We start from the raw sequence: 24,648 nt of genomic DNA on the forward strand, positions 1-24,648 counted from the left end.
CCTGCCGCCTCAGCGCAGCGCCGCGGTGCGGCTCCGCCGGCGCGCCAGCACATCCCACAGCACCAGCCCCGCGCAGCAGGCCAGCAGCACCCCGCCGATGAGCAGAGCGCAGTTGCGGAAGAACACCTCCGGCATGACCAGGATGATCTGGTCTGTGGCGGGATCAAAGATCCAGTTGTCCTTGCCCGGGAAGAAGATGGCGTGGAACACCACAAAGGCCCGGTCGAAGTCCAGGGCCGCCAGGCCGGCCACCACCAGCACCGCCGCCGCGGCCCCGGTTCCCGCCCAGAAGGCCGGCCCCCGGCCGGCGAAGCGGTGGAACCTCAGCCCCTTGGCCTTATACAGCAGAAGGAAGCCCGCCGCAGCGGCGGCGGTCACCCCCAGCACGGCAAAATCCAGGAGAAAGAGCCCCCGCACATCGGCGAAGTGGCTGCGGCCCGACTCCGACCAGGCCAGCTCCCCCGTGCCGAAGGGGGCCCCGAAGACGCAGAAGTCCAGTACCTCGTCATAGGCCTCCCGGATCACCTCCGCCGACCACCCCGTCTGCTCCGGCAGATGCAGCGCGTCAATCTGGACATAGTAGAAGGGGCGGAACAGGATGGGCACGGAGATGGAGAAGCTGAGCACCAGCAGGGCCAGCACCAGGGACAGCAGGACGGACGCGGGCTTTGAGGGACGCATGGGTATCACTCCTTTGGGATGGATAGGACGATGAGCACCTGGGAGGGCAGGTAAAACAGCCACATGCCCACCTGGGCAAAGGCGGAAAGGGGGGCGGGCAGGCCGGCCAGATTGTGCAGGCCCACGCACACGTCGCACCCCACGAACAGCAGCAGGCCGAGGCCGAACATCCTCCCCCTCCGCCCCAGGGACAGGGCGGCGGCGGCGTTGCACACCAGCTCCGGGAAGTAGACCAGGGCCAGGGCGTTGAGGGGAGTGAGCAGGCCCAGCAGCGCGGCGGCCAGCAGGGCCGCCGCCGTCAGCCCCAGCCGGAGGGGCAGCCAAAGCCCCGCACCCATGGCGCGCAGACGGGCCAGATAGAGCCCCTGCACCCCGCAGAACAGGGCCACGCCCAGGGCGTACCAGGCGTCCAGCACCAGCAGGAAGAAATCCGCCGCCAGGGTGAGGGCCAGGGCGGCACACACCAGCCGCCCCTCCCTGTCCCCGGCCCGGAGCAGGGCGGACAGGAGGCACAGGGCGATGCCGGAATACTTCAGCGCCAGGCTCCATCCGCCCCCCGTGCCGGCCAGATCCAGGGCCAGGAAGCCGGCGTAGAGGGCCGCCTCCGCCCCCAGAAACCAGACGGTGCCCCGCCCCATAGACCTCCCCCCTTTTCATACAGGGCCTATTATACCTCCCGCAGGGCCGCAATGCAAGGCATTGCGCCCCCGGCGGCGGCATGGTAGAATGGGGGCACAGGAAGCTGGAGGGAGGCGCGTGTGATGGAGCTGGTGAATCTGCGGGAGCGGGGCGGCCTGGCCGCCCCGGCGGCGGCGTGGTTCCACGACAGGTGGGGCATCCCGGCCCGCTCTTACCGGGAGAGCATGGACGCCTGCCTGGCGGGGGCGGGCGCCGTTCCCCAGTGGTACCTGGCTCTCCAGGAGGGCCGGATCATCGGCGGCGCCGGCGTGATCGAGAACGACTTCCACCTCCGCAGGGATCTGCGCCCCAACCTCTGCGCCCTCTGGGTGGAGGAGGGCTTCCGCCGCCGTGGGGTGGCGGGCGCGCTGCTGGCGCACGCCTGCGCGGATATGGCCCGGCTGGGCTGCCCCACCCTCTATCTGGTCACGGAGCACACCTCCTTTTACGAGCGGTACGGCTGGCAGTTCCTGTGCATGGTTCCGGAGGCGGATTCCCCATGCCTGCTCCGGATGTACCGGCACCGCACATAAGACAGCGCACCCCCTGTCATACATGGGGAGGCGCTCTTTTTTACTGGGCTCCGGCCTGGTTCCCGCCCCAGGTCTGGAGAATGGCGGCCAGCTGGGCCCGGGTCAGGCTCTCCTGCGGGAGCAGCCTGCCCTGGCCGTCCCCTTTCAGGATCCCCGTGTCCGCCGCCCAGCGGACGGCCTCCTCCGCCCAGCCGGAGACCTGATTCCAATCGGGGAAGGCGGGCTCCGCCGCCGCCCCGGTATCCTGTCCCAGCAGCTGGGCGCAGCGGTACAGCGCCGTGACCAGCTCCTCCCGGGTAACGGGCTCCTCCGGGCGGAACAGCTCCCCCTCCAGGGCGGGGAACAGGTTGTTTTCCACCGCCCACCGGGCCGCCTGCGCATACCAGCTGCCCTCAGCCACGTCCTCCGGCAGGGCCGCGCCGGACACTGCCGGTTCCCCTGCCACACGGTAGAGCAGGCCGGCCGCCATGGCCCGGCTCACCTGGGCGTCGGGGGAAAAGGTGGTCAGAGAGGTGCCGGTGAGCATGGTATTCACATAGGTGTAGTACACCGCACCCGCGTACCAGGCATCCCCCGCCACGTCGGCATAGGGGCTGTACCACAGGGCGATCTCCGCGCACTCCTCCGCAGTGAGGGCCGCCGTATCCTCCGCGGCATTCACGCCGTTGGCCTGATCCGTCTGATCCGCCGCCTCCAGATATTCCCGGGCGGGGTGGCCCTCCATCCGGCAGGGGCGGCTCATGAGGCGCAGCTGACTTTCGGCGGAGGCGCCGTCCACAAAATAGTTGGAGGCGGTGCCCCGGGCGCCCTCCCCGGCCATCAGGATCTCATAGCCGGTATTTTCCAGCAGGGCGGCATCGCTCTCCGCACTTCTGCGGGAGTACGGGTACGCCACGGTGGTCGGGTTCTCACCCGTCCAGCCGCCCAGGCAGCTCACCATCAGCTCATAGTCCGCCCGGATTACGGCCGCATAGTCCTCCAGCGTTTCCCCCTCCAGCAGGGAAGCGCCGATGCGCCCTTCCCGGTTGTAGCGGTGGAGGGCATAGGTATGGGAGCAGAGGTTGATCTCCCCGCTGTCCTGCATCTCTATCAGCTCTTCCCATACACAGTAGGGCGCACTCTCCCCCAACCTGGTGCCGCCGCTGTCCACCGTCTCCCACGCGGCATCCACCTGCTCCCCGATGAGATTGAAGTCCGCCTTCATCCGGTATTTTTTCAGCAGAGGCCAGGCGTTGGTGTATACCCCCTGGGTGCCGTCATCAATGGAGATAATGAGCGCCTTGTCCGGCAGAGGCTTCTCCCCGTTGATGTAGGCCAGCAGATCCTCCGAGGTGATGGTGGTGTACCCATTGTCCCGGAAATACTGGAGATCCGCCTCAAAATCCGCCGGATCCAGGGAGTACTCCTCAAACTCCACCCCATTGGCGACATCTTCCTGCGTGATGAAATTGTGGTACATGAGCACCGTGACCTTGCTGAGGCTCTGGGAGTTGGTGCCCGCCTGCATGGGCTCGGACATTGCCCCCTTTGTCCCGTCCGGCGCCAGGGGGCATACCCGGTAATAGCAGCTCTCCGGCCATGCCGCCTCATCGTCCCGGAAGGAGCCGGAGGACGCCGTGCCGATGAGGGCATAGTCCCCGTCCCGGGTCTGGCTCCGATAGATCTCATAGGTTTCGCCCTCCCGGGCCGTCCACATCAGGATCACGTGATTGGGATCCTGCCAGGTGGCGCTGTCCAGCGTCCAGCTCTCCGCCGCGCCGGCGGTGCCGGAGAGAAGGCCGGTCATCAGAACCAGGCTCAACAGCGCCGCGCATACTCTTTTTCCCACAGAAACCTCTCCTTTCAGTCTCCAGCGGCCTTGTGTGTTACCCAGTCAGTATACAAAAAATGGGAGAGTATGGCAACCCCTTTCCCCAATTCCGGCATGGAGCGCGCAAAAAAAGGGCGGATCACCTCTTGGATGATCCGCCCTGTCGAAAAAGTGGCTTTGCCGCTTTTTCGAGAAGGATGCAGTCCGCCGCGCGCAGGATTTGTCCGCTTCAGGCGGACAAATCCCACACTTGCGGCCTGAGAAGTATTTTCTCCGACGCACACCCCCCAGGGGGCCCTCTCTTGCCCCTTCGGGGCAATTCACCTTGTGTCGCCGGAGAAAACAGATTTCAGTTTTTTCGCGCCTGCGGGCGCGAACTCTGCGAGGCTTTTTCGACAGCCTGAGGGCGGATCATCCAAGGGATGATCCGCCCTCTTCATGCGCTCACATCAGACGAACGGTATAGTAGACAGCCAGAATCAGCAGCCAGGCCACCAGCACGCCGTACAGCAGGGTCAGGGCCCCCAGCACCAGGGCCGCGATCACCACCACAGCCACCACGGCGCAGGTCACGTAGAGCAGGACGTAATTGGCGCTCTTGGGCAGGATCTCCACCCAGCTGCCGCCCAGCTTCAGCTTGCCCCCGGCGGTCTGCATGATGCAGAACACCACCACAGTGCCCACCAGAATCACGCCCAGCACGATGGCGTAGGTGTAGGCGATCTCCGGGAAGCTCACCCGGTAGGGCACCACCTTCACGCCCAGGATGCCCAGGGCGCTGAGAACGGCGGCAAAGAAGAACTCCCGCTGGTACAGATAGTAGATCAGCGCCAGCACCGCCACGGCGGGCACCGCCACGTAGAGCAGGCGGATGCCGCTCTCGTCAAAGACGCGGATGATCACCGCACAGGCCGCCAGGGCCAGGGCAATGATGGCCAGCGCGGCGGACAGGCCGGCGTGCTTTCCCGACTTGCGGGCCTTGACCGCCCAGATCAACAGCAGGACAAAGCAGATGGGCAGGGCGATGGCCAGGCCGGTAAACACATGCCGCAGGGCCAGAGCCAGGGGAATCTGCTCCGGGGTGTAATGGGAATAGACCTGATTGAGCAAAAGCAGCAGGGCCTCCAGCACCACGGCCCCCACGATCCACCAGAGGACTTTGGTCAAAATCGCGTCTTCCTGCTTGGCGCGCTGAATTTGTTGTTCTTTCTTGTTCATGTATCCATCTCCTGTGGCTGGGCGTCTGATTTGGAATGGTCTTGCGTGGACGCCACCAAGTCATCAATCTTCTTTATTCTAGCAGAAAATTCGCCGCTTTGCAAGCAAAGATTCGTTTTCTCTTTTCACTGTCCGAAAACTATGGTAGAATACCCTTGATCAAACCTGCGATTATTAAGGAGTATGCCATGAAACACCGGATTTCTTCCCTCCTTTTGACGGGTATTTTTTTTCTGTGCGCCGGCTGCGGCGCACCGGCCGCCTCCGGAGCGGCGGAGCCCGCCTCCCTGCAGTTTTTTTCCATGGACACGGTGATGAGCATCACCGCTTACGGCGAACAGGGTCAAGCGGGCGTTCAGGCCGCCCGGGAGGCGGTGAACCGGCTGGACGGCCTGCTCTCCCGCACCGATCCGGACAGCCAGATCTCCCGGCTCAACGCCCACGCCGGGGACGGCACGGCGGTGGAGGTGGAGCCCGACGTGGCGGAGCTGCTCTCCTTCGCCCAGTCCGTCTCCCAGCTGCTGCCCGGCGACTTTGACATCACCATCGCCCCGGTCATGGACGCCTGGGGCTTCACCACCGAGGAGCGGCACGTGCCCACGGAGCAGGCCCTCTCCGCCGCCCTGGCCCTGGTGGACAGCAGCCAGCTGGAGGTGGACGAGGCCGCCTCCACCGCCCGGCTGCTCCAGGCGGGCATGGAGGTGGATCTGGGCGCCGTGGCCAAGGGCTTCGCCGCCGGGGAGGCGGAGGAGGCCCTGCGGGAGGCCGGCGTGGAGCGGGCCACCATCGACCTGGGGGGCAATGTGACCGTGATCGGCACCCGGCCCGACGGCGATCCCTGGCGGGTGGCGGTGAAGGATCCCCGGAACACCGACGGCTACCTGTGCATCCTGGAGCTGGAGGACGTGACCCTGTCCACCTCCGGCGGGTATGAGCGGTATTTTGAGGAGGACGGCGTGCGCTACCACCACATCATCGACCCCAAGACCGGCTATCCGGCGGACTCCGGCCTGCTGTCCGTCACGGTGGTCACGGCCAACCACGTGCTGGCCGACGCCCTGTCCACCGCCCTGTTTGTGGCCGGGCCGGAGGAGGCCCTGGACTTCTGGCGGAGCCGGGACGACTTCGAGCTGGTGCTGTGCACCGATGACAGCCGCATCATTGTCACCCAGGGGCTGGAGGATGCTTTCCAGCTCTACGACCAGGACGGAGGCTACACCTATGAGATCGCCCGCCGCTGACCGCCGCCGCCCCACCCTGTGGGACGGGCTGCTGGCCCTGCTGGTGGCTGCCGCCGCCGCGGCGCTGTTCTTTTTTCTCCGGCCGGCGGAGAGCAACTTTTTGACCGCCTCCATCGTCTTAGATGGCGAGACCATCGGCACCTACGATCTCACCGGCCTGACGGAGCCGGTCACCCTCACGGTGGATCAGGCCGACTACCCCCTGACCATCCGGCTGGAGCCGGGGCGCGTCTGCATCGGGGAGAGCGCCTGCCCCAGCCAGGACTGCGTCCACACCGGCTGGATCAGCCGGGCGGGGGAGCAGATCATCTGCCTGCCCAACCGGCTGGTGATCTCCCTCACCGGAGGCCAACAGGAGTTTGACGCCGTGACCGGCTGAAAAGTTCCCTCATTTTTGGAAAAAGGAGGTGTCTCCCCTTGTCGTCCCCCCTGCGGCGGCTGACCCGCTGCGCGGTGCTCACCGCCCTGGCCCTGGCCCTCTCGGTGGCGGAGGGGCTGGTGCCCCTGACCATTCTCTTTCCCCTGCCCGGCCTGCGGCTGGGCCTGGCCAACCTGGTAACCACCTACGCCCTGTGCCGCCTGTCCGGGCGGGAGGCCCTGCTCATCCTGGTCTCCCGGTGCCTGCTGGGGGCCCTGCTGGGGGGCAACCTGATGGCCCTGGCCTTCTCCCTCACCGGCGGGCTGCTGGCCCTGGCCGTGATGGCCGCCCTGGTGCGCTGCCCCTTCCTGTCCCTGTTCGGGGTGTCCATCGCCGGGGCCGCCGCCCACAACACCGGGCAGATCCTGGCCGCCATGGTGGTGCTGCTCTCCCGGGCCCCCCTGGTGTACCTGCCCCCCCTGCTGCTGTGCTCCCTGGTCACCGGCGCGGTGACCGGCGCGGCCTCCACCCTGCTGGTTCACCGGGTTCCGTTTTTTGCCGACATAAAATCGTAAGAATTTTGTCACCCTTTTGTTGTTTCCTTTCCCCGTATCCCGTCGTAAGATAGTTCCATAGAGAAAACATGCAGGAGGAACCCCACCTATGAAACAGATACTCACGAGAGCCGCCGCCCTGGCGCTGGCGTGCGCCCTCATGCTCCCCATGGCCGCCTGCGGCGGCGGCACGGAAGCCGCCGACGATACCCGTGGCCGTGGCCACCCCACGCCCACCCCACGCCGGAGCCCGACCCTATGAGGCGGTGCGCACCTACTGGAGCGGGATCAGCTTGCAGGCCTGGGGCCCGACCAGGTGGTGGAGCACCTGTTCTTCCACCCGGTGATCGCCTACCCCGAGTTCGCCTTCTCCGACGCGGTGCCGGAGAACCGGCAGAAGGGCCTGGACGACTGGATGGTGACGGCGGACGAGTTCAAGAAGATCCTCCAGAGCGTCTATGACAAGGGCTACATCCTGGTGAACATGGGGGATGTGTGGAGCGAGGTCACCGGCGAGGACGGCGTCAAGCGCATGGAGCGCAACACCCTCATGCTCCCCGAGGGCAAGAAGCCCCTGGTCATCTCCTTTGACGACGTGAATTACTACGACTACATGCTGGCCGAGGGCTTCACCTCCAAGCTGGTGCTGGGGGAGGACGGCCAGATCTGGGCGGAGTGCACCGACCCCTTCACCAAGGAGACCTTCCTCACCCAGGAGCTGGACGCCACCCCCATTCTGGATCAGTTCGTGCTGGAGCACCCCGACTTCTCCCTCAACGGGGCCAAGGCCATCTTCTCCCTGACGGGCTATCAGGGCATCCTGGGCTACCGCACCCAGAACGACATCGACATCGCCGCCGACGACCCCGCCCGCCCCGCCTTTGACGCCAGGCGGCAGGCGGAGATCGAGGCGGTCAAGCCGGTGATTGAGCGCCTCAAGGAGACGGGCTGGACTTTTGGCTCCCACACCTGGGGCCACATCCGCCTGGACATGGACGACATGGACTGGATCCAGCGGGACACCGTCCGCTGGCAGGAGGAGGTGGGCAGCCTGGTGGGCCCCACCAACATCCTGTTCTACCCCCACGGCGGCCGGCCCGACGGGGACGACTGGCACTCCACCGGCCCCGCCTTCCAGTATCTCCAGAGCCAGGGCTTCCGCATCTTCGCCAGCGTGGGCATCAACTCCTTCTCCTATATCAAGAAGGACATCTCCGCCGTCATCTGCGACCGGCTCCACCCCGACGGCACCACCCTGCGCAACGGCAAGGCCCTGGAGTGGTACAAGCAGTTCTACGACGCCCGGGAGATCATCGATCTGAATGTGCGGCCCGATCTGGGCGTCACCTGGTAAGTTTCGTCCCCCTTGGCGCCCTGCCCGGCCTTCCGCCGGGCAGGGCGCCTTTTTCTCTTGACATTCCGCCGGCGGCGTGGTACAATGACTATCCTTTACCGCGGCTGGGAAAGGAATGAGTGTCTATGATCCCTCACTGGAAGCAGAAATTCGTCCTCCTCTGGACGGGGCAGGCCCTGTCCATCCTCAGCAGCATGGTCTCCCAGTACGCCCTGATCTGGTACCTGACCGATCTCACCGGCTCCCCCGCCGTGCTCTCTCTGGCCACCATGGCGGCCATGGTGCCCCAGGGGGTGCTCTCCCTGTTCACCGGGGCCTTTGCCGACCGCTTTGACCGGCGGATCATCATGATGGTCTCCGACGGGGCCATCGGCCTCATCTCCCTGGCGCTGGCCGCCCTGGCCTTCGCCGGGCCGCTGCCGGTGGCCCCCATCCTGGTGGTGGCCGCCCTGCGCAGCGTGGGCGGCGCCTTCCACTCCCCCTGCATCCAGGCCGTCACCCCCCTGATCGCGCCCCCCGAGTCCCTGACCCGGTGCGCCGGGTGGAGCCAGGGCATCCAGACCGTGTCCATGCTCCTCTCCCCCGCCCTGGCCAGCGTGCTCTACGCCCACGTGCCCCTGGCGTGGATTCTCCTGCTGGACACCCTGGGGGCGGTGTTCGCCATCGGCGGGGTGCTGCTGGCCCGGCTGCCCGTCCTCCGGGCCGGGGCGCACGGGGCGCCCCTCCGGCTGTGGCAGGACACCAGGGAGGGCCTGGCGGTGCTCCGCTCCCACCGCTGGCTGTGGGAGCTCACCCTGATCTGCGCCCTGTTCTCCGTGGCCTTCCTGCCCGTGTCCGCCCTGTTCCCCCTGATGAGCATGGACTACTTCGGCGGGGACTCCGCCTCCGCCGCCCTGGTGGAGACCCTGTTCTCCGCCGGGATGCTGCTGGGCTCGGTGATCCTGGGCCTGTGGGGCGGCACCCGGGACAAGATCATCACCATGACGGCGGCGGTGCTGGGGCTGGGGCTGACCCTGGTGCTCTCCGGCCTGCTGCCCCCCAGCGGCTTCTGGGCCTTCGCAGCGCTGTCCGGGCTGATGGGCCTGTCCGCCCCCTTCTTCAACTCGGTGTTCATGGCCCTGATCCAGACCCGGGTGGAGCCGGAGTACCTGGGCCGGGTACTGGGGTTGACAGGAGCCATCATGACCCTGGCCTCCCCGGTGGGGCTGGGCCTCACCGCCCTGTTCGCCGGGGCCGCCGGGCTCACCGTGTGGTTCCTCCTCTCCGGCGTGGTCACCCTGGCCTGCGGGGGGCTCATGCTCCTCCTCCCCGCCGTGCGCACCTGCTCCCGGTAGTTGCAGGCCATCCAAAAACGTGGTACAATGGGCTTCCAGACCCACTGTACCACGTTTCTGTTTGAAGGGAGGACTTTGGTATGATGACTGATCAGGAGCTGGTGGAGCTGGCCTTCACCATGCTGGAGCGCTCCTATGTGCCCTACTCCCACTTCCCCGTGGGGGCCGCCCTGGAGTGCGCCGACGGCACGATTTTTACCGGCTGTAATGTGGAGAACGCCGCCTTCGGCTCCACCATCTGCGCCGAGCGCACCGCCCTGGTGAAGGCGGTGAGCGAGGGGCACCGGGACGACTTCACCCGCCTGGCCGTGGTGGGCAACTCCACCGAGCCCTGCTGGCCCTGCGGCGCCTGCCGCCAGATGCTCTACGAGTTCGCCCCCGAGCTCACCCTGCTGGTGGCGCGAAAGGATCACAGCTTCGTGAAGCTGACCCTGGGGGAGCTGATGCCCCACGGCTTCGGGCCAAAGGGCATGGACTGAACCCGCCCGCCCCTCTTGACAGAGGGGCGGCGCTGTGTTATCTTAAACATACCGACGGTATGTATGAAAAGGAGGGGGCCCCATGGCCCGCAACAAGCATCCCGAGGAGACCGTGGAGAAAATTCTGGACGTGTCCATGCGCCTGTTCAGCGAGAAGGGCTACGAGCACACCACCATCCAGGACATTGTGGACGCCCTGGGCATGTCCAAGGGGGCCATCTACCACCACTTCAAGTCCAAGGAGGACATCATCGACCGCCTCAACGACCGCTACTACGAGGGGCTGGACTGGTTCCCCGACCTGTCCAAAATCCCCGGGGAGAACGGCCTGGAAAAGCTGCGCTACGCCTTCCACCACTTTCTCACCGACCCGGCCAAGCGGAAGGTTGACCGGCTGGTCATCGGCTACGTGGTGAAGAACCCCAAGATCACCCTGCTCACCCTGGAGTCCACCTTCCGGGACGCCGCCCCCTACGTGGAGAAGATCATCCGCCTGGGCATGGCCGACGGCTCCATCCAGGGGGTGGAGTACCCCCGCGAGGTGGCGGAGGTGCTCATGCTCCTGACCAACGTGTGGACGGGTATGTTCGCCGGCAGCCGGGAGGAGTTTGCCCGCAAGCTCCGCTTCAGCGCCGAGTTCCTGAAGCGCTTCGGCCTGCCCGTGCTGGACGAGGAGCTGCAGGCCGACGCCCTCAACTATTACGACCAGGTGATTGAGACCCTCTGACCCTCCGCGCCCCCACCGCCCTCCCGGCGAGGGCGGTTTTTCCGGCTAAGATACATACCAACCGTCGGTATTAAAATGAAAGGAGCTGTTTCCATGAAGTCAGCCCGCCTGTTCTCCCGCGACTTCACCCTCATGGTGATCGGACAGATCATCTCCCTCCTGGGCAACGCCGTCCTCCGCTTCGCCCTCCCCCTCCAGGTGCTGGACGCCACCGGCTCCGCCGCCGCCTTCGGCGGGGTGCTGGCCCTGTCCATGGTGCCGGTGCTCCTCTGCTCCCCTCTGGGGGGCGTGCTGGCCGACCGGGTGCCCCGGCAGAGGATCATGTGGGGCCTGGACTTCTCCACTGCCGCCCTGGCGGCGGGCTACGGCCTGCTCTTCGCCGGGGGGCACTCGGTGGCGGCGGTGGGGGGCATGATGGTGCTCCTCTCCGCCATCCAGGCCCTCTACCAGCCAGCCGTCCAGGCCAGCATCCCCGTCCTGGTTGCGGAGGAGCATCTCCCCGCCGCCAACGGGGTGGTGGCCCAGGTGCAGGCCCTGTCCAGCCTGCTGGGCCCCATCCTGGGCGGGGTGCTCTACGGCTGGGTGGGACTGGCCCCCATCGTATGGGTGGGGGCGGCCTGCTTCTTCGGCTCGGCGGTGATGGAGCTGTTCCTCCGCATCCCCTTCCGGCGGCGGGAGGACGGCGGCGAGCCCCTGGCCGCTGTGGGCCGGGATCTCCGGGACGCGGGGGTCTTTTTGGTGCGGGAGCAGCCCGGCCTGCTGCGGGTGCTGGCCCTCATCGCCCTCATCAACCTGTTTCTCTCCGCCCTGTTCATTGTTGGTCTGCCCTACCTGATCAAGATCACCCTGGGCCTGTCCTCCCAGCTGTACAGCTTTGCCGAGGCAGCCCTGAGCCTGGGCTCCATCCTGGGGGGCATGCTCTCCGGCGCGGCCCTGGGGCGGACGGGGCTGCGGGGGGCCTGGCGCTTCCTGCTGGGTACCGCCCTCTCCCTCCTCCCCATCGCCCTGGCCCTGGTGCTGGGCCTCCCGCCGCTGGCGGCCTACGGGGTGATCCTGGCCGCCGTGCTGGCGGGCATGGCCTGCGCCATGCTGTTTACCGTGGCCGCCCAGACCTACCTCCAGCGGGCCACGCCGCCCCACCTGCTGGGCAAGGTGGCCGCCTTCGTCTCCGCCATCTCCACCTGCGCCATGCCCCTGGGGCAGGCCCTGTACGGCGTGCTGTTCCAGGCCTTCCAGGTCCGGGCCTGGGTGGTGGTGCTTTTCGGCCTGGGGGCCAGTCTGGCGGTGGCCCTGGCCGCCGCCCCCGCCCTGAGAAAGCTCCCCGGCCTTGACGAAGCCCCCTCCGGCGGGTATACTGAGGAAAGTTTGAAGCCCTAGGAGGTCATTTGATGGAAGAAACTCAGGTCTACGCGGCGTCCTGCCCGGACTACAGCCAGGCGGAGACGTGTATCCGCGCCCTAGTGGAGCAGATGGGCGGCATGGGCCGGTTTGTCCGCCCCGGGGAGCGGATCGTCCTCAAGGCCAACCTGCTCCGGGCCGCCCCGCCGGAGAGCGCCATCTGCACCCACCCGGCGGTGGTGGAGGCGGTGGCCAAGCTGGTGAAGGAGGCGGGGGGAACGCCGGTGATCTGCGACAGCCCCGGCGGCGCCCTGCACAAGGAGGCCGTGCTCCGCAGTCTGTACGAGAAGACCGGCATGGCGGCGGCCGCCGCGGCCGCGGGGGCAGAGCTGTCCATGGATTCCTCCACCCGCACCGTGTCCCTGCCGGAGGGGAAGGTGCTCCGCCAGGCGGAGATCATCACCCCCGTGGCGGAGGCCGACGGGGTGATCGACCTGTGCAAGATGAAGACCCACGTGCTCATGAGCATGACGGGGGCGGTGAAGAACCTGTTCGGGGTGATCCCCGGCCTGTCCAAGGTGGGCTATCACGCCACCCACCCGGATCACGAGACCTTTGCCGACGTGCTGCTGGATCTGACCGGGTATGTGAAGCCCCGGCTCAGCCTGATGGACGGCATCCTGGCCATGGAGGGGGACGGCCCCGGCTCCTCCGGCACCCCCCGGCAGGCGGGGCTGCTGCTGGCCGCCGCCAATCCCCTGGCCCTAGACACCGCCGCCGGGGCCATCATGAACCTGCCCCGGCAGGACAACCCGGTGCTGCTGGCCGCGGAGCGGCGGGGACTCACCCCCTGCCGCATGGAGGACGTGGAGCTCATCGGCGGCACGGTGGAGGAGCTGCGCATGGCGGACTACAAATTCCCCGCCAGCACCAAGTCCAATCTCATGGACTTCCTGGGCCCTCTGGCCCGCCCGGCGGAAAGGCTCTGCAAGAAGGCCCTCTCCCAGACTCCCAGGATCGACGGCGCCAAATGCGTGGGCTGCGGCATCTGCGCCAAGTCCTGCCCCGGCCAGGCCATCGCCATGACCGCCCCGGGGAAAAAGGCCCGCATCAGCCAGAAGGCCTGCATCCACTGCTACTGCTGCCACGAGCTGTGCCCCCAGAAGGCCGTGGAGCTGCACCAGAGCTGGCTGGGGCGGCTTCTGACAAAATAAGCGCATAAATTTTGCGCACATGGAAATGCTAACGGCGTATCTCAATGTGAGGAGGAAGCGTTTCCATGTTTTTAGATAAGATTGCTCTGATTCTCGCCATCATCGGCGGGCTCAACTGGGGCAGCATCGGCATCTTCCGGTTTGACATCGTGGCCGCCCTGTTCGGCGGCCAGGACAGCATGGTCAGCCGGATCATCTACACCCTGGTGGGCCTGGCCGCCATCTGGTGTATTTCCCTGCTGTTCCGGGACACCAGGGGCAAGGAATAAATCCCCGGCGGGGCCCTCGTGGAGGGCCCCGCTCTTTTGCTTTCCGGTTAGTTGCCACAAATTTCTTCTGCAGGGGTCTTGACATTGGTTTGCCGTCGATCTATACTACACCCCAGGGGGGTGTTAAGCACCATGATGGCAGATGAGAAAAAAATCCTCCGCCTGTTGAAAACCGCCCGGGGACAGATGGACGGCATCATCCGGATGGTGGAGGAAAACCGCTACTGCATCGATATTTCCCAGCAGCTCATGGCCACCGAGGCCATCCTCAACCGGGCCAACAAGGAGATCCTCTCCGCCCACCTGAAGCACTGCGTCCAGGAGGCCGCCAGCGAGGAGGAGCGGAGCCGGAAGATCGACGAGTTCGTGACCACCCTGGGACACATTTTGAAGTGAGTCCCGCCGCTTAGAAAGAAGCATCCGTATGAAACAGAAATTCAACGTTACCGGCATGACCTGTACGGCGTGCTCCGCCCACGTGGAGAAGGCGGTCAGCGGCGTGGCCGGCGTGGAGAGCTGCAATGTGAACCTGCTGGGCAGCTCCATGCTGGTGGAGTACACCGACCAGACCAATGCCGAGGAGATCATCCACGCGGTGGAGGAGGCCGGCTACGGCGCCTCCCTCCCCGCCCCGGCGGGCCAGGCGGCCCCGGCCGCCGCCGCCCGGCCCGGCGACACCATGGCGGAGGAGGCCGCCGGCATGAAGCGCCGCTTCCTCACCTCCCTGGTGTTCCTGGTGCCCCTGTTCTACATCGCCATGGGCCACATGATGGGCTGGCCCCTGCCCGCCTTCTTCCACCAGAGCTCCAACGCCCTGGTGGTGGCGTTTATCCAGTTCCTGCTCACCCTGCCCATCATGTTCATCAACCGGAAGTACTACGCCGTGGGCTTCAAGACCCTGTGGCACCGCTCCCCCAACATGGACTCCCTGATCGCCCTGGGCTCCTCCGCCGCCGTGGTATACGGCGTGGCGGCCCTGTTCCTCATCGCCTGGAACCTGGGCCGGGCGGCCTACGGCGTGGGGGATGCGGCGGCGGCCCTGAGGCAGGTGGAGCACTGGTCTATGGATCTGTACTTCGAGTCCGCCGGCATGATCCTCACCCTGATCACCCTGGGTAAGTGGCTGGAGACCCGCTCCAAGGGTAAGACCAGCGAGGCCATCACCCGGCTGATGGACTTGGCCCCCAAGACGGCCATGGTGCTGCGGGACGGCCAGGAGGTGGAGCTCCCCGTGGAGGACGTGGTGGTGGGCGATCTGATCGTGGTACGCCCCGGCGGCCGCATCCCGGTGGACGGGGTGGTCACCGAGGGCTCCTCCTCGGTGGATGAGTCCGCCCTCACCGGCGAGAGCCTGCCGGTGGAGAAGCTGCCCGGCCACAAGGTGGCCGCCGCCTCCATCAACAAGTCCGGCTCCTTCACCTTCCGGGCCACCCGGGTGGGCGAGGACACCACCCTGGCCCAGATGATCCGCCTGGTGGACGAGGCGGCCTCCTCCAAGGCCCCCATCGCCAAGCTGGCCGACAAGGTGGCGGGGGTGTTCGTGCCCACCGTCATCGGCATTGCCATCGTCACCGCCATCGTGTGGCTCATCGCCACCGGCGGCGACGTGACCCGGGCCCTCACCGCCGGCGTGGCCGTGCTGGTGATCTCCTGCCCCTGTGCCCTGGGGCTGGCCACCCCGGTGGCCATCATGGTGGGCACCGGCAAGGGTGCGGAGAACGGCATTCTGATCAAGTCCGCCGAGGCCCTGGAGACCCTGCACACCGTCAGGACGGTGGTGCTGGACAAGACGGGCACCCTGACCCAGGGCAGGCCGGTGGTCACCGACTGCCGCCCGGCCCCCGGCGTCACCGAGGAGGAGCTGCTCTGCGTGGCCGCCTCCCTGGAGAAGCCGTCGGAGCATCCCCTGGCCGAGGCCATCACCGCCGAGGCGGAGGCGCGGAACATCCCCCTGGCCCCCATCGAGGGCTTCCTGGCCACCCCCGGCCGGGGCATCCAGGGCACCCTCCACGGCGAGAGCGTGCTGGCGGGCAACGCCGCCATGCTGGCCGAGGCGGGCGTCCCCCTGGGCGGCTTTGAGACCGCGGCGGAGGAGCTGGCCCAGGCGGGCAAGACCCCGCTGTACTTCGCCGAGGGCGGTAAGCTCCTGGGCGTGGTGGCCGTGGCCGACACCCCCAAGCCCACCAGCGCCGCCGCCGTACAGGCCTTCCAGGAGATGGGCATCGACGTGGTCATGCTCACCGGCGACAACCGGCGCACCGCCGAGGCGGTGGGCCGCCAGCTGGGGGTGACCCGGGTGGTGGCCGAGGTGCTGCCCCAGGACAAGGAAAAGACCGTGGCGGAGCTGCAGGCCCAGGGCCAGCGGGTGGCCATGGTGGGCGACGGCATCAACGACGCCCCCGCCCTGGCCCGGGCCGACGTGGGCATCGCCATCGGGGCGGGCACCGACGTGGCCATCGAGTCCGCCGACGTGGTGCTGATGAAGAGCGACCTGCTGGACGCGGTCACCGCCGTGCAGCTGTCCAAGAATGTGATCCGCAACATCAAGGAGAACCTGTTCTGGGCCTTCATCTACAACATCATCGGCATACCCCTGGCCGCCGGGGTGTGGTATCCCCTGTTCCACATCCAGCTCTCCCCCATGTTCGGCGCGGCGGCCATGAGCCTGTCCTCCGTGTGCGTGGTGTCCAACGCCCTGCGCCTCAAGTTCTTCCGCCCGGCGCGGCCGGAGACCCCCTCCCCCGCCCCGGTGAAAGATATGCCCCGGGAAATTCCCGAATCTGATGAAACGAAAGGAACGAGTACCATGACCAAGGTGATGAACATCAACGGCATGATGTGCGCCCACTGCCAGGCCCACGTGGAGAAAGCCCTCAACGCCATTGACGGCGTGGAGGCCAAGGTGAACCTGGAGGCCAAAAACGCCACCGTAACCCTGTCCAGGGACGTGCCCGACGACGTGCTGAAAAACGCCGTCACCGAGGCGGGCTACGAGGTGGTCTCCATCTCCTGAGCCGACTGCCAGAAGGGAGCCCGGCGGCAACAGCCGCCGGGCCCTTTTCTTTTGCCTATTCCATGCCGGTTTTTGCTTTTTGTGTACACAGGTGTGCCACTTTCCCCCTTTGGGATACAATAGGGAAAGGACTTTCAAGGAGGTTGAAACGTGGCTACCATTTACGGCTATATCCGCGTCAGCACGCGGGAACAGAATGAGGATCGCCAGCGCCTGGCCCTGTCGGCCCTCCCGGTGCCCCAGGAGAACATTTTCATGGACAAGCAGAGCGGCAAGGACTTCGCCCGGCCCCAGTACCGGCGCCTGGTGCGGCGGCTGCGGCGGGACGACCTGCTCTATATCAAGAGCATTGACCGGCTGGGCCGCAACTACGGCGAGATCCTGGAGCAGTGGCGGGTGCTCACCAAGGAGAAGGGGGTGGACATCGCGGTGCTGGATATGCCCCTGCTGGACACGAGAAGGGGCAAGGATCTCATGGGCACCTTCCTCAGCGACATCGTGCTCCAGGTGCTCTCCTTCGTGGCGGAAAATGAGCGGGTGAATATCCGCCAGCGGCAGGCGGAGGGCATCGCCGCGGCCAAGGCCCGGGGCGTTCGGTTCGGCCGGCCCGCGGTGCCCACGCCGGAAAATTTCCCCGCTGTGGTGGAGGAGTGGGAGCATAAGCGGATTGACTTCCAGGAGGCCCTGCGGCGCACCGGCCTGAGTGAAACCACCTTCTACCGCCGCCTGCGGGAGCTCCGCCTCGCCCGCGCCAGAGAATAACAATAGCTGGCAAAAAGTGTACTTTTTGCCAGCCGGTTTCTTGGCTCCATTGTAGCACGTTAGTTCAGTAATATCAATAACTTTAGCCTTTATTTTGCGTACATAATTTTTATTTTACATTACCATCCTCCGCCGCACCCACATTTGTCAATAAGTACACTTTTTGCAAAATGTGGGTCGGAAAGATGAGGAGGAAAACAAATGAAAAAGCGATTATTGGCAGGACTGATGGCGATGTGTCTTGTTTTGACGCTGCTTCCTGCCTCCGCACTAGCGGTGGATGGAAGCACAGAGCAGACGGACTCGTCCGTTGCAAAAGTTGGTGAACTGTATTACGACAGCCTGGCGGACGCTGTCGCAGCCATTGATACAGATACAGAAGGAATCGTGGAGCTGGTGGCGGATACAACAGTAGATAGAGTAGTTGAGATTGGTTCAGGGAAAGCTGTTACACTGGATCTGGGTTCCTACAAACTAACACCATCGGAAACATGCAGTAGCGGAAAGGTTTTGAAAAATTCCGGTACATTGACAATTACGGCGGATGACGGTGGGGCTATCGATGTCACGTATAAGGGAACAACATGGCACGCTATTGAGAATAGAGGTAATCTGACTATTACCGGCGGACAAATTATAGGATGTTATCAAGCAATTCAGTCAACAGGAAGTGGCACTACGGTTAAGATCTCCGGCGGAGAAATTTCTTCTACAGAGATATACAGTAATACGGACGGTGCTGTAAATGTCTATATGGGAACCGTCGAGATCTCGGGAGACGCCAAAATTACGGGAGCAAACACGGCTGTCCAGATCAAAGGCGGAAGCCTTACAATTTCCGACAACGCTGTTCTCAGCGGCAAGTTTGGTGTGACGCTGTTCAATGACGCTCAAGACAATGAATATGGGAAAACTCCTGCTAGCCTGAAGATGACTGGCGGCACCATCGAGGCTACGAGCGGTTTTGCCCTGTCCGGCAATAATCTGCAGTCTGCCGGATGCAGTGCGGAAATCACCAGCGGCAGTTTGCAACAGACCAGCGGTGAGACCTGCATCTACTGGCCCATGGAAGGAACCTTGACCATCGGCGGCGATGCCGTCGTAGAGGGCGGCAGCGGCATCGAAGTGAGAATGGGAACCGTCACCATTCAAGACGGCGCCACAATCCTGGGTACCGGAGCTTATCTGGACGATACGCCGGTTTCCGGCCAGTCTCAGGCGGACGGCTCGGCTATTCTGATCTCCACAGAGATGTATGGGGACGGCGAAAATCAGTTTGATGAGAGCCCCGATATCACCGTCAACATTGCCGGCGGCAAGCTGGAGAGCTCCAACGGCAATGCGGTTACTGTCTACAACTTGGAAACGACAGAGAAACAGGAAGCGAAAGTTAACATCACCGACGGCGAGCTCCAGGCCGCCAGCGGAAAAGCCGCCGTGCAGGTGAACATGATGGAAGATTGCCAAACAGAACTGACCACGACGGGAACCGGAGAAAATGCCATTCAGACATCTGGATCCAGTACAACGGTAACCGTCTCTGAGGACGCGTCCCAGGCCTTGGTGGGACAGGGTAGTGCTTCCTCCTATTATACAGACGTAAATGACGCCTTGGAGAATGTGTCGGCCAGTTCGGAGAATCCGGCCACAGTTTATCTTCTTGACAACGCCGAGGTGACGGTGACAGAGGGTATGACTCTGGTCACACCCGATGCCGTTTCCCTGACCGTCAGGCCCGAAGAAGGCAAGGTCATTGAAAAAGTAGAAAATCAAGAAGATGGAACAATATCCTACAAGGTTGTGGAGGCTTCGGATTCGACACTGCAGCCTCCCACTGTAAGCCTTACGGCCGACAAGACCAGTGCCTATGTGGGAGATAGTATTACTCTGACTGCATCGGCTGTCTCCGCAGAAGGCGCAACAATTACCTACAGCTGGTATAAAGACGGACAAAAAATCTCTGGAGCAACTGCCAGTACCCTTACGGTGACCAGTTCCGGAATCTATACCGTCGTTGTGACTGCGCAGAAAACGGTCAACAATAACGTTTATTCCGCTGAGGATGATGCCAGCATTTCCTGTACGTTTGTTGTCCGCGACGATGACGACGATAACGACAACAACAATTCCGGTTCCTCCAGTTCCGGCTCCACCAGCGTGCGGCGGTACAACATCGAGGCCGACGCGGGCCGGGGCGGCGACATCAGCCCGGACGGCCGTGTGCGTGTGCGCCGGGGCGAGAACCAGACCTTCCGCATCACCGCCGACGACGGCTGGGAGATCGCCGACGTGGAGGTGGACGGCGAGAGCGTGGGCGCGGTGGAGCGCTACACCTTCGAGAACGTGCGCACCGACCACACCATCTCCGTCACCTTCCGGCAGATCGTGACCGAGCCGGAGGAGCCCCAGACCCCCGCCCTGCCCTTCACCGACGTGTCCGAGGGCGACTGGTACCACGACGCGGTGGCGTACTGCTGGGAGAACGGCATCATGGACGGCACCAGCGGCACCGCGTTTGCGCCCAACATGATCCTCACCCGGGCCATGATGGCCCAGGTGCTCTACAACCTGGCCGGCGGCACACCCGCCGCCGCGGCGGGCTTCCCAGACGTGAGCCCCACGGCCTGGTACGCCGACGCGGTGAACTGGGCGGCGGCCAACGGCTATGTCACCGGCTACGACAACGGCCTCTTCGGCCCCGAGGACGACCTGACCCGGGAGCAGATGGCGGCGATCCTGTACCGCTATGCCGGCTCCCCCGCGCCCGCCGGTACCCTGGACGGCTTCGCGGACGCCGCGTCCGCCTCCGCCTACGCGGTGGACGCCCTGCGCTGGGCGGTGGGCGAGGGCCTGCTGACCGGCAAGGACGGCGGACGGCTGGATCCCACCGGCACCGCCTCCCGCGCCGAGCTGGCCCAGATCCTGGCCCGCTTCGCCGGGTAGGACTGCTGCCGCCCGCTGATTATGAAACGAGCCCGGCCCCGGAATTTCTTCCGGGGCCGGGCTCGTTTATGCGTCAGGCCCTTTGATCTCCTCCCAGTAGCGCCGGGCGGCCTGCTCATTCTTGTTGTCGCCGTACTGGTAGTAGCGGGTGCCCGCCAGGATGTCGGGCAGGTACTGCTGCCTGACCCAGTGGCGGGGGAAGTCGTGGGGGTAGAGGTAGCCCTGCTCCCGCTCCATGCCCGCCGAGTCGGCGTGGACGTTCTGGAGGTGCCGGGGGTAGTCGCCGGTCTTGCCCGCCCGCACGTCGGCCCGGGCGGCGGCGATGCCCATATAGACCGAGTTGGACTTGGGGGCGGTGGCCAGCAGGATCACCGCCTGGGCAAGGGGGAGCTGGGCCTCGGGCAGGCCCAGCTGGAGGGCGTTGTCCACACAGGCCTTGGCGATCAGCGCCGCCTGGGGATAGGCCATGCCCACGTCCTCGCTGGCGGAGCAGAGGATGCGGCGGATGGCGGTGGTCATGTCCCCCGCCTCCAGCAGGCGGGCCAGGTAGTGGAGGGCCGCGTCGGGGTCGGAGCCCCGCAGGGACTTCATCAGGGCGGAGGCGATGTCGTAGTGGTCGTCCCCCTCCCGGTCATATCGCATGGCGGAGCGCTGGGCCGCCGTCTGGGCGTCGGCCAGGGTGACGGTGAGGGTGTCCCCCTCCCGCCGGGCGGAGGTGAGGAGCAGCTCCACCGCGTTCATGGCCTTGCGCACGTCGCCGCCGCAGGCGGAGGAGATGTGCTCCACCACCCCGTCCTCACAGGCCACCTGGGCCTCCAGCCGCTCCCCCATAAGGCGGATGCCCCGCTCCACGGCGGGGCGCACGTCGGCGGCCTCGATGGGCTTGAACTCGAACACGGTGGAGCGGCTGAGCACCGCGTTGTACACATAGAAATAGGGGTTCTCGGTGGTGGAGGCGATCAGCGTGATCTTGCCGTTCTCCATGAACTCCAGCAGGGACTGCTGCTGCTTCTTGTTAAAGTACTGGATCTCGTCCAGGTAGAGGAGCACCCCGTCGGGGGCCAGCATGGTGCCGATGTCCTTGATGATGTCCTTGATGTCGGAGATGGAGGCGGTGGTGGCGTTCAAACGGTGCAGCGGCCGGTTGGTGCGCCTGGCGATGATGTTGGCAACGGTGGTCTTGCCGGTGCCCGAGGGGCCGTAAAACACCAGGTTGGGGATGGAGCCGCTGTCGATAATCCGGCGCAGCAGGCCGTCCTTTCCCAGGATGTGGCGCTGTCCCACCACCTCGTCCAGGGTCTGGGGCCGGATCTCGTCGGCCAGGGGCCGGTAGGTCATGTGGGCCGCCTCCTTCCGCATGCAGAAAAGTGGAGCGGAATCCCTTCCGCTCCACTTATTCTAACATAAGTTCGATCCCCCGTAAAGAGCTTACAGATCCGGGATGTTCCCCTCCCCCCGGCTCACCGGGGCGTTGGCGTAGAGCCGCAGGAGGGTGAGCACCGCCTGCTCCCGGGTGTAGGTGCCCTGGGGGTCAAAGGCGCCGCCGGAGCCCTGCATCACCTTCAGCTCCAGCACCGCCGCCGCATCGTCCCTGGCCCAGTCGGCCACGCTGTTCCAGTCGGACAGGGCGGGCGTGCGGTCAGCGGCCTCATAGGTGCCGCCGTACAGCCGGTAGCAGCGCATGAGGATGGACGCCGCCTCCTGCCGGGTGATGGGACTGTCCGGATCGAAGGTGGTGGCGCTGCGGCCGTTCAGGATGCCCAGGGCATAGGCCGTATTGCCGTAGCCCCGATCCTCCGGCTTGTGCAGGTCGGTAAAGGGGCCCCACTCGCCGCAGAATACGTTCCACCAGCTGACGGACGCGCCGAACCGGTTCCCGTCCCGATCCACCGTGGTGGGACAGTAGGCGCTGACAAAGCTGCTGTCGCTGGAGAAGCCGTGCTGGAAGGCCAGGAAGTGAACCACCATCTGGGCAAATTCGATGCGGGTGATGGCAAAGCGCCAGTGGTTCTGGAGATCCCACGGTACCATGCCCAGCACGATGGCCTGGTGCACCTCGTCATAGGCCCAGGGGGAGGGCACGTCATCGGGGAGGATCACCGCGTCCCCGTCCGCGTTGCTCTGGGAGTCGGCCCGCGCCGCGGGCAGCACCCCCACCACCAGCACCAAACTCAGCATCAGGGCCAGAAACCGCTTCATGTCCCCCACTCCTCTCCGGGTTTTCTCTCTGTGTTTACCATAACACGGCGGGCGGCTTCCGTCAAGGGCAAAAGCGCGTCAGTCCGGGGTGACGGTAAAAACTTCCTCAATGGGCACGCCGAACACCTGGGCGATGTTCCAGGCCAGCACCAGGGAGGGGTTGTACTTCCCCTTCTCCAGATTGCCGATGGTCTCCCGGCGCACCCCCACCAGCTTCGCCAGTTCCTCCTGCTTCAGGTTCAGGCGGGCCCGGTGCTCCTTGATCCGGTTGGTGATCATGGCCCGGCGTGCCTCCACTCCCGGAGGGAGGCCCAGAAGCTGGAGACGGCGTACACCGCCACCGACACGCCCCAGCCCAGGCCGGCCCCCAGATAGAGGGCCTCCGTCCGCCCCCCGCCCAGGGCCAGGGCTGCCAGCACCGCCAGGGCCGTCACTCCCATGCCGGAGAAAAAGCCCAGGGCCGCGGAGCGGAGGATCTGCCCCTCCTGCATCTCGTCCGGCCGGAGGAAAAAGTACTGAAAGTCCACGGCGAAGGCAAAGAAGCCCAGGAAATACCGCTCCGGGGTGAACACCCCCACAAAGCCCAGCAGAGACAAAAGGCCGATAAGCCCGTACCATCGTTTCCGCTTCATGTGGAAAACCTCCTCAGTTATGTGGTATATTTCGCTCTTTATGTTCGAAATATACCACAGTCCATTCCCCCTGTCAAGGGGAATTTTCTTGTCCGGCGGCGGGCGCTGTGCTACAATCAGGGGGCAGGAGAGGAGGGACACTCTATGAAAAAGTGCCGCATCACCGTGATGCGCATCACCCGGTATGAGGATCTGATGGCCCGCTATGAAAACCCCATCCCCCACCCCTGCGGGCTGGAGGAGGGCCAGGTGTTCACCGCCAACGGCTGGGAAAAGCCGGCGGGGCTGTGCCAGAGCGCATGGGACACCCTCTCCCCCTTCGTGATGGCCCTGTCCCACGGGGCGGAGGGGCTCTATGACGGGTGGATGAAAAATCCCCGCTCGGCCATGCTCTCCTGCAACGACGGCTTCCGGCCGGTGAGCTTCCTGGTGGAGGCCCTGGACGAGGAGGCGGACTGACCATGGCTCAGCCTCTCCCCCGCCGGTACACCGCCTTCGATGTGGAGACCCCAACCGGAACCGCGGCCGCATGAGCGCCATCGGCCTGGCGGAGGTGGAGGACGGGACCTCCCCGCTCCCCTTCCTTCGTACCTATGATCTGTGTGAGTTGCGCACCAGAAAAGCCCGGCCCTGAGGGCCGGGCCTTTTTGCGAAAAATTTCCGTATGAATCCCGCCAAAGCGGTTACACTATCACCAGCGAAAGCGAGGTGAGCTGGATGCAGAACCAGAATCAGGATCAGATGAAGATCCGCAATCAGAATGGCCAGAAGCAGACCGAGGGCCAGAATCCTCAGAACAAGAAAAAGGATCAGGCTCAGAACAAGAGCCGTCAGCCCAACCAGTTCTAAGGTGTTTTCAGTCGCGGGCCGGGGTACACGCCCCGGCCCATTTTTTCCTAAAATTTTTTCCTTTTTCTCTTGACATTCCCGGCCAATTTGGTATAATAGTATGCGTGCTCACGAGAGCACAGGGAAATAGCGGGTTTGTGTAAGGGTAGCACAGCAGACTCTGACTCTGTATGTGAGGGTTCGAATCCTTCACCCGCTGCCAAAGGATGACCACACCTTCGGTGTGGTCATCCTTTTTATTTTCCTGAAATCTGAGTTCTAAAAAAAGATATCTTCAAGGATCTGATGCAGTACATCACCAGCATAGAAAACATTAAATTCTCTTAGCCCGGCAATCCCCTGAAAGGCTATATGGATAGCTATCAGGGCTTGTTTAGAAGCCAAATATGTCGTCACCCCACCATTTGGCGAATCAGGCATACATACTTGCTCCATTGATTTTCAGGAGGCCGGGACTGGTAA

At 64.7% G+C, this 24,648-nt stretch carries 27 protein-coding genes and 1 tRNA gene; 19 read left to right on the forward strand and 9 right to left on the reverse strand.

Annotation, left to right across the window (positions count from 1 at the left end):
• Positions 1-9: 9 nt before the first annotated feature.
• Positions 10-681: a TIGR01906 family membrane protein gene (locus tag B5E42_RS10280; RefSeq protein ID WP_087239319.1), complete on the reverse strand. Its 672-nt coding sequence runs from the start codon at positions 679-681 to the stop codon at positions 10-12.
• Between the two features lie 5 nt (positions 682-686).
• Complete coding sequence (locus B5E42_RS10285) at positions 687-1,319, reverse strand: lysoplasmalogenase family protein (protein WP_087239321.1); 633 nt, start codon at positions 1,317-1,319, stop codon at positions 687-689.
• Between the two features lie 123 nt (positions 1,320-1,442).
• On the opposite strand from B5E42_RS10285, the gene B5E42_RS10290 reads away from it, so the two are divergent.
• Positions 1,443-1,892: a GNAT family N-acetyltransferase gene (locus tag B5E42_RS10290; protein WP_087239323.1), complete on the forward strand. Its 450-nt coding sequence runs from the start codon at positions 1,443-1,445 to the stop codon at positions 1,890-1,892.
• Positions 1,893-1,932: 40 nt separating this feature from the next.
• Here B5E42_RS10290 and B5E42_RS10295 read toward each other — a convergent pair whose 3' ends face one another.
• Together B5E42_RS10295 and B5E42_RS10300 are read right to left on the reverse strand one after the other, a co-directional pair.
• Positions 1,933-3,720: an S-layer homology domain-containing protein gene (locus B5E42_RS10295; protein WP_162613966.1), complete on the reverse strand. Its 1,788-nt coding sequence runs from the start codon at positions 3,718-3,720 to the stop codon at positions 1,933-1,935.
• 426 nt (positions 3,721-4,146) lie between these two features.
• On the reverse strand, positions 4,147-4,920 hold the full coding sequence (locus B5E42_RS10300) for a hypothetical protein (protein ID WP_087239327.1): 774 nt from the start codon (positions 4,918-4,920) through the stop codon (positions 4,147-4,149).
• A 188-nt stretch (positions 4,921-5,108) separates the two neighbouring features.
• Between B5E42_RS10300 and B5E42_RS10305 the strand changes: the two genes are divergently transcribed.
• The 15 genes from B5E42_RS10305 to B5E42_RS10370 all read left to right on the forward strand — a co-directional run bounded on the left by B5E42_RS10305 (position 5,109) and on the right by B5E42_RS10370 (position 20,506).
• Positions 5,109-6,161, forward strand: coding sequence for an FAD:protein FMN transferase (locus B5E42_RS10305; protein WP_087239330.1), 1,053 nt, complete (start codon positions 5,109-5,111; stop codon positions 6,159-6,161).
• Positions 6,142-6,540, forward strand: a complete 399-nt coding sequence (locus B5E42_RS10310; protein ID WP_087239332.1) for a NusG domain II-containing protein — start codon at positions 6,142-6,144, stop codon at positions 6,538-6,540. The genes B5E42_RS10305 and B5E42_RS10310 overlap by 20 nt, the downstream gene beginning before the upstream one ends.
• 38 nt (positions 6,541-6,578) lie before the next feature.
• On the forward strand, positions 6,579-7,094 hold the full coding sequence (locus B5E42_RS10315; protein WP_087239334.1) for a Gx transporter family protein: 516 nt from the start codon (positions 6,579-6,581) through the stop codon (positions 7,092-7,094).
• Between the two features lie 88 nt (positions 7,095-7,182).
• Complete coding sequence (locus tag B5E42_RS19610) at positions 7,183-7,335, forward strand: hypothetical protein (protein WP_242967095.1); 153 nt, start codon at positions 7,183-7,185, stop codon at positions 7,333-7,335.
• A gap of 54 nt (positions 7,336-7,389) precedes the next feature.
• Positions 7,390-8,427: a polysaccharide deacetylase family protein gene (locus tag B5E42_RS10320; protein WP_242967096.1), complete on the forward strand. Its 1,038-nt coding sequence runs from the start codon at positions 7,390-7,392 to the stop codon at positions 8,425-8,427.
• Between the two features lie 125 nt (positions 8,428-8,552).
• Positions 8,553-9,761, forward strand: a complete 1,209-nt coding sequence (locus tag B5E42_RS10325) for an MFS transporter (RefSeq protein ID WP_087239336.1) — start codon at positions 8,553-8,555, stop codon at positions 9,759-9,761.
• An 83-nt stretch (positions 9,762-9,844) separates the two neighbouring features.
• A complete protein-coding gene (locus tag B5E42_RS10330) occupies positions 9,845-10,240 on the forward strand; it encodes a cytidine deaminase (RefSeq protein WP_087239670.1) in 396 nt (131 codons plus the stop codon).
• Between the two features lie 82 nt (positions 10,241-10,322).
• A complete protein-coding gene (locus tag B5E42_RS10335) occupies positions 10,323-10,967 on the forward strand; it encodes a TetR/AcrR family transcriptional regulator (protein ID WP_087239338.1) in 645 nt (214 codons plus the stop codon).
• 93 nt (positions 10,968-11,060) lie between these two features.
• Positions 11,061-12,344 carry an MFS transporter gene (locus B5E42_RS10340; protein ID WP_087239340.1) on the forward strand — a complete coding sequence of 428 codons (1,284 nt, stop codon included), beginning with the start codon at positions 11,061-11,063 and terminating at the stop codon, positions 12,342-12,344.
• Between the two features lie 11 nt (positions 12,345-12,355).
• Positions 12,356-13,519, forward strand: coding sequence for a DUF362 domain-containing protein (locus B5E42_RS10345; protein ID WP_087239342.1), 1,164 nt, complete (start codon positions 12,356-12,358; stop codon positions 13,517-13,519).
• Positions 13,520-13,584: 65 nt separating this feature from the next.
• Positions 13,585-13,788: a DUF378 domain-containing protein gene (locus B5E42_RS10350; protein ID WP_087239344.1), complete on the forward strand. Its 204-nt coding sequence runs from the start codon at positions 13,585-13,587 to the stop codon at positions 13,786-13,788.
• Positions 13,789-13,920: 132 nt separating this feature from the next.
• Entirely contained in the window at positions 13,921-14,184 is a 264-nt protein-coding gene (locus tag B5E42_RS10355) for a metal-sensing transcriptional repressor (RefSeq protein ID WP_087239346.1), read from the forward strand.
• A 28-nt stretch (positions 14,185-14,212) separates the two neighbouring features.
• The gene (locus B5E42_RS10360) at positions 14,213-16,801 is read left to right on the forward strand and encodes a heavy metal translocating P-type ATPase (protein WP_087239348.1); all 2,589 of its coding nucleotides are present in this window, start codon (positions 14,213-14,215) and stop codon (positions 16,799-16,801) included.
• Positions 16,802-16,951: 150 nt separating this feature from the next.
• Positions 16,952-17,563 carry a recombinase family protein gene (locus B5E42_RS10365; protein ID WP_087239350.1) on the forward strand — a complete coding sequence of 204 codons (612 nt, stop codon included), beginning with the start codon at positions 16,952-16,954 and terminating at the stop codon, positions 17,561-17,563.
• A gap of 1,026 nt (positions 17,564-18,589) precedes the next feature.
• Entirely contained in the window at positions 18,590-20,506 is a 1,917-nt protein-coding gene (locus tag B5E42_RS10370) for an S-layer homology domain-containing protein (RefSeq protein ID WP_242967097.1), read from the forward strand.
• Positions 20,507-20,572: 66 nt separating this feature from the next.
• Here the strand turns inward: B5E42_RS10370 and B5E42_RS10375 are convergent, their stop codons facing one another.
• From B5E42_RS10375 to B5E42_RS10390, 4 genes are all read right to left on the reverse strand, one after another.
• Positions 20,573-21,844: a replication-associated recombination protein A gene (locus B5E42_RS10375; protein WP_087239352.1), complete on the reverse strand. Its 1,272-nt coding sequence runs from the start codon at positions 21,842-21,844 to the stop codon at positions 20,573-20,575.
• A 90-nt stretch (positions 21,845-21,934) separates the two neighbouring features.
• Positions 21,935-22,705 (reverse strand): S-layer homology domain-containing protein, encoded by a 771-nt coding sequence (locus B5E42_RS10380; protein WP_087239354.1) that lies wholly within the window; start codon positions 22,703-22,705, stop codon positions 21,935-21,937.
• A gap of 78 nt (positions 22,706-22,783) precedes the next feature.
• Positions 22,784-22,984 carry a helix-turn-helix transcriptional regulator gene (locus B5E42_RS10385; protein WP_087239356.1) on the reverse strand — a complete coding sequence of 67 codons (201 nt, stop codon included), beginning with the start codon at positions 22,982-22,984 and terminating at the stop codon, positions 22,784-22,786.
• Positions 22,981-23,337 (reverse strand): DUF3796 domain-containing protein, encoded by a 357-nt coding sequence (locus B5E42_RS10390; RefSeq protein WP_087239358.1) that lies wholly within the window; start codon positions 23,335-23,337, stop codon positions 22,981-22,983. Before B5E42_RS10390 ends, B5E42_RS10385 begins: the two co-directional genes overlap by 4 nt.
• 144 nt (positions 23,338-23,481) lie before the next feature.
• Between B5E42_RS10390 and B5E42_RS10395 the strand changes: the two genes are divergently transcribed.
• The 3 genes from B5E42_RS10395 to B5E42_RS10400 all read left to right on the forward strand — a co-directional run bounded on the left by B5E42_RS10395 (position 23,482) and on the right by B5E42_RS10400 (position 24,388).
• The gene (locus tag B5E42_RS10395) at positions 23,482-23,796 is read left to right on the forward strand and encodes a TIGR04076 family protein (protein ID WP_087239360.1); all 315 of its coding nucleotides are present in this window, start codon (positions 23,482-23,484) and stop codon (positions 23,794-23,796) included.
• Positions 23,797-24,054: 258 nt separating this feature from the next.
• The gene (locus B5E42_RS19860) at positions 24,055-24,186 is read left to right on the forward strand and encodes a hypothetical protein (protein WP_255397010.1); all 132 of its coding nucleotides are present in this window, start codon (positions 24,055-24,057) and stop codon (positions 24,184-24,186) included.
• A gap of 128 nt (positions 24,187-24,314) precedes the next feature.
• Positions 24,315-24,388, forward strand: a tRNA-Gln gene (locus tag B5E42_RS10400).
• 56 nt (positions 24,389-24,444) lie between these two features.
• Here the strand turns inward: B5E42_RS10400 and B5E42_RS19195 are convergent.
• Entirely contained in the window at positions 24,445-24,606 is a 162-nt protein-coding gene (locus B5E42_RS19195; RefSeq protein WP_162613967.1) for a hypothetical protein, read from the reverse strand.
• Between the last annotated feature and the right edge of the window lie 42 nt (positions 24,607-24,648).

Origin of the sequence: Flavonifractor sp. An10, assembly GCF_002161215.1 — a bacterium.
GTDB lineage: Bacteria > Bacillota > Clostridia > Oscillospirales > Oscillospiraceae > Flavonifractor > Flavonifractor avistercoris.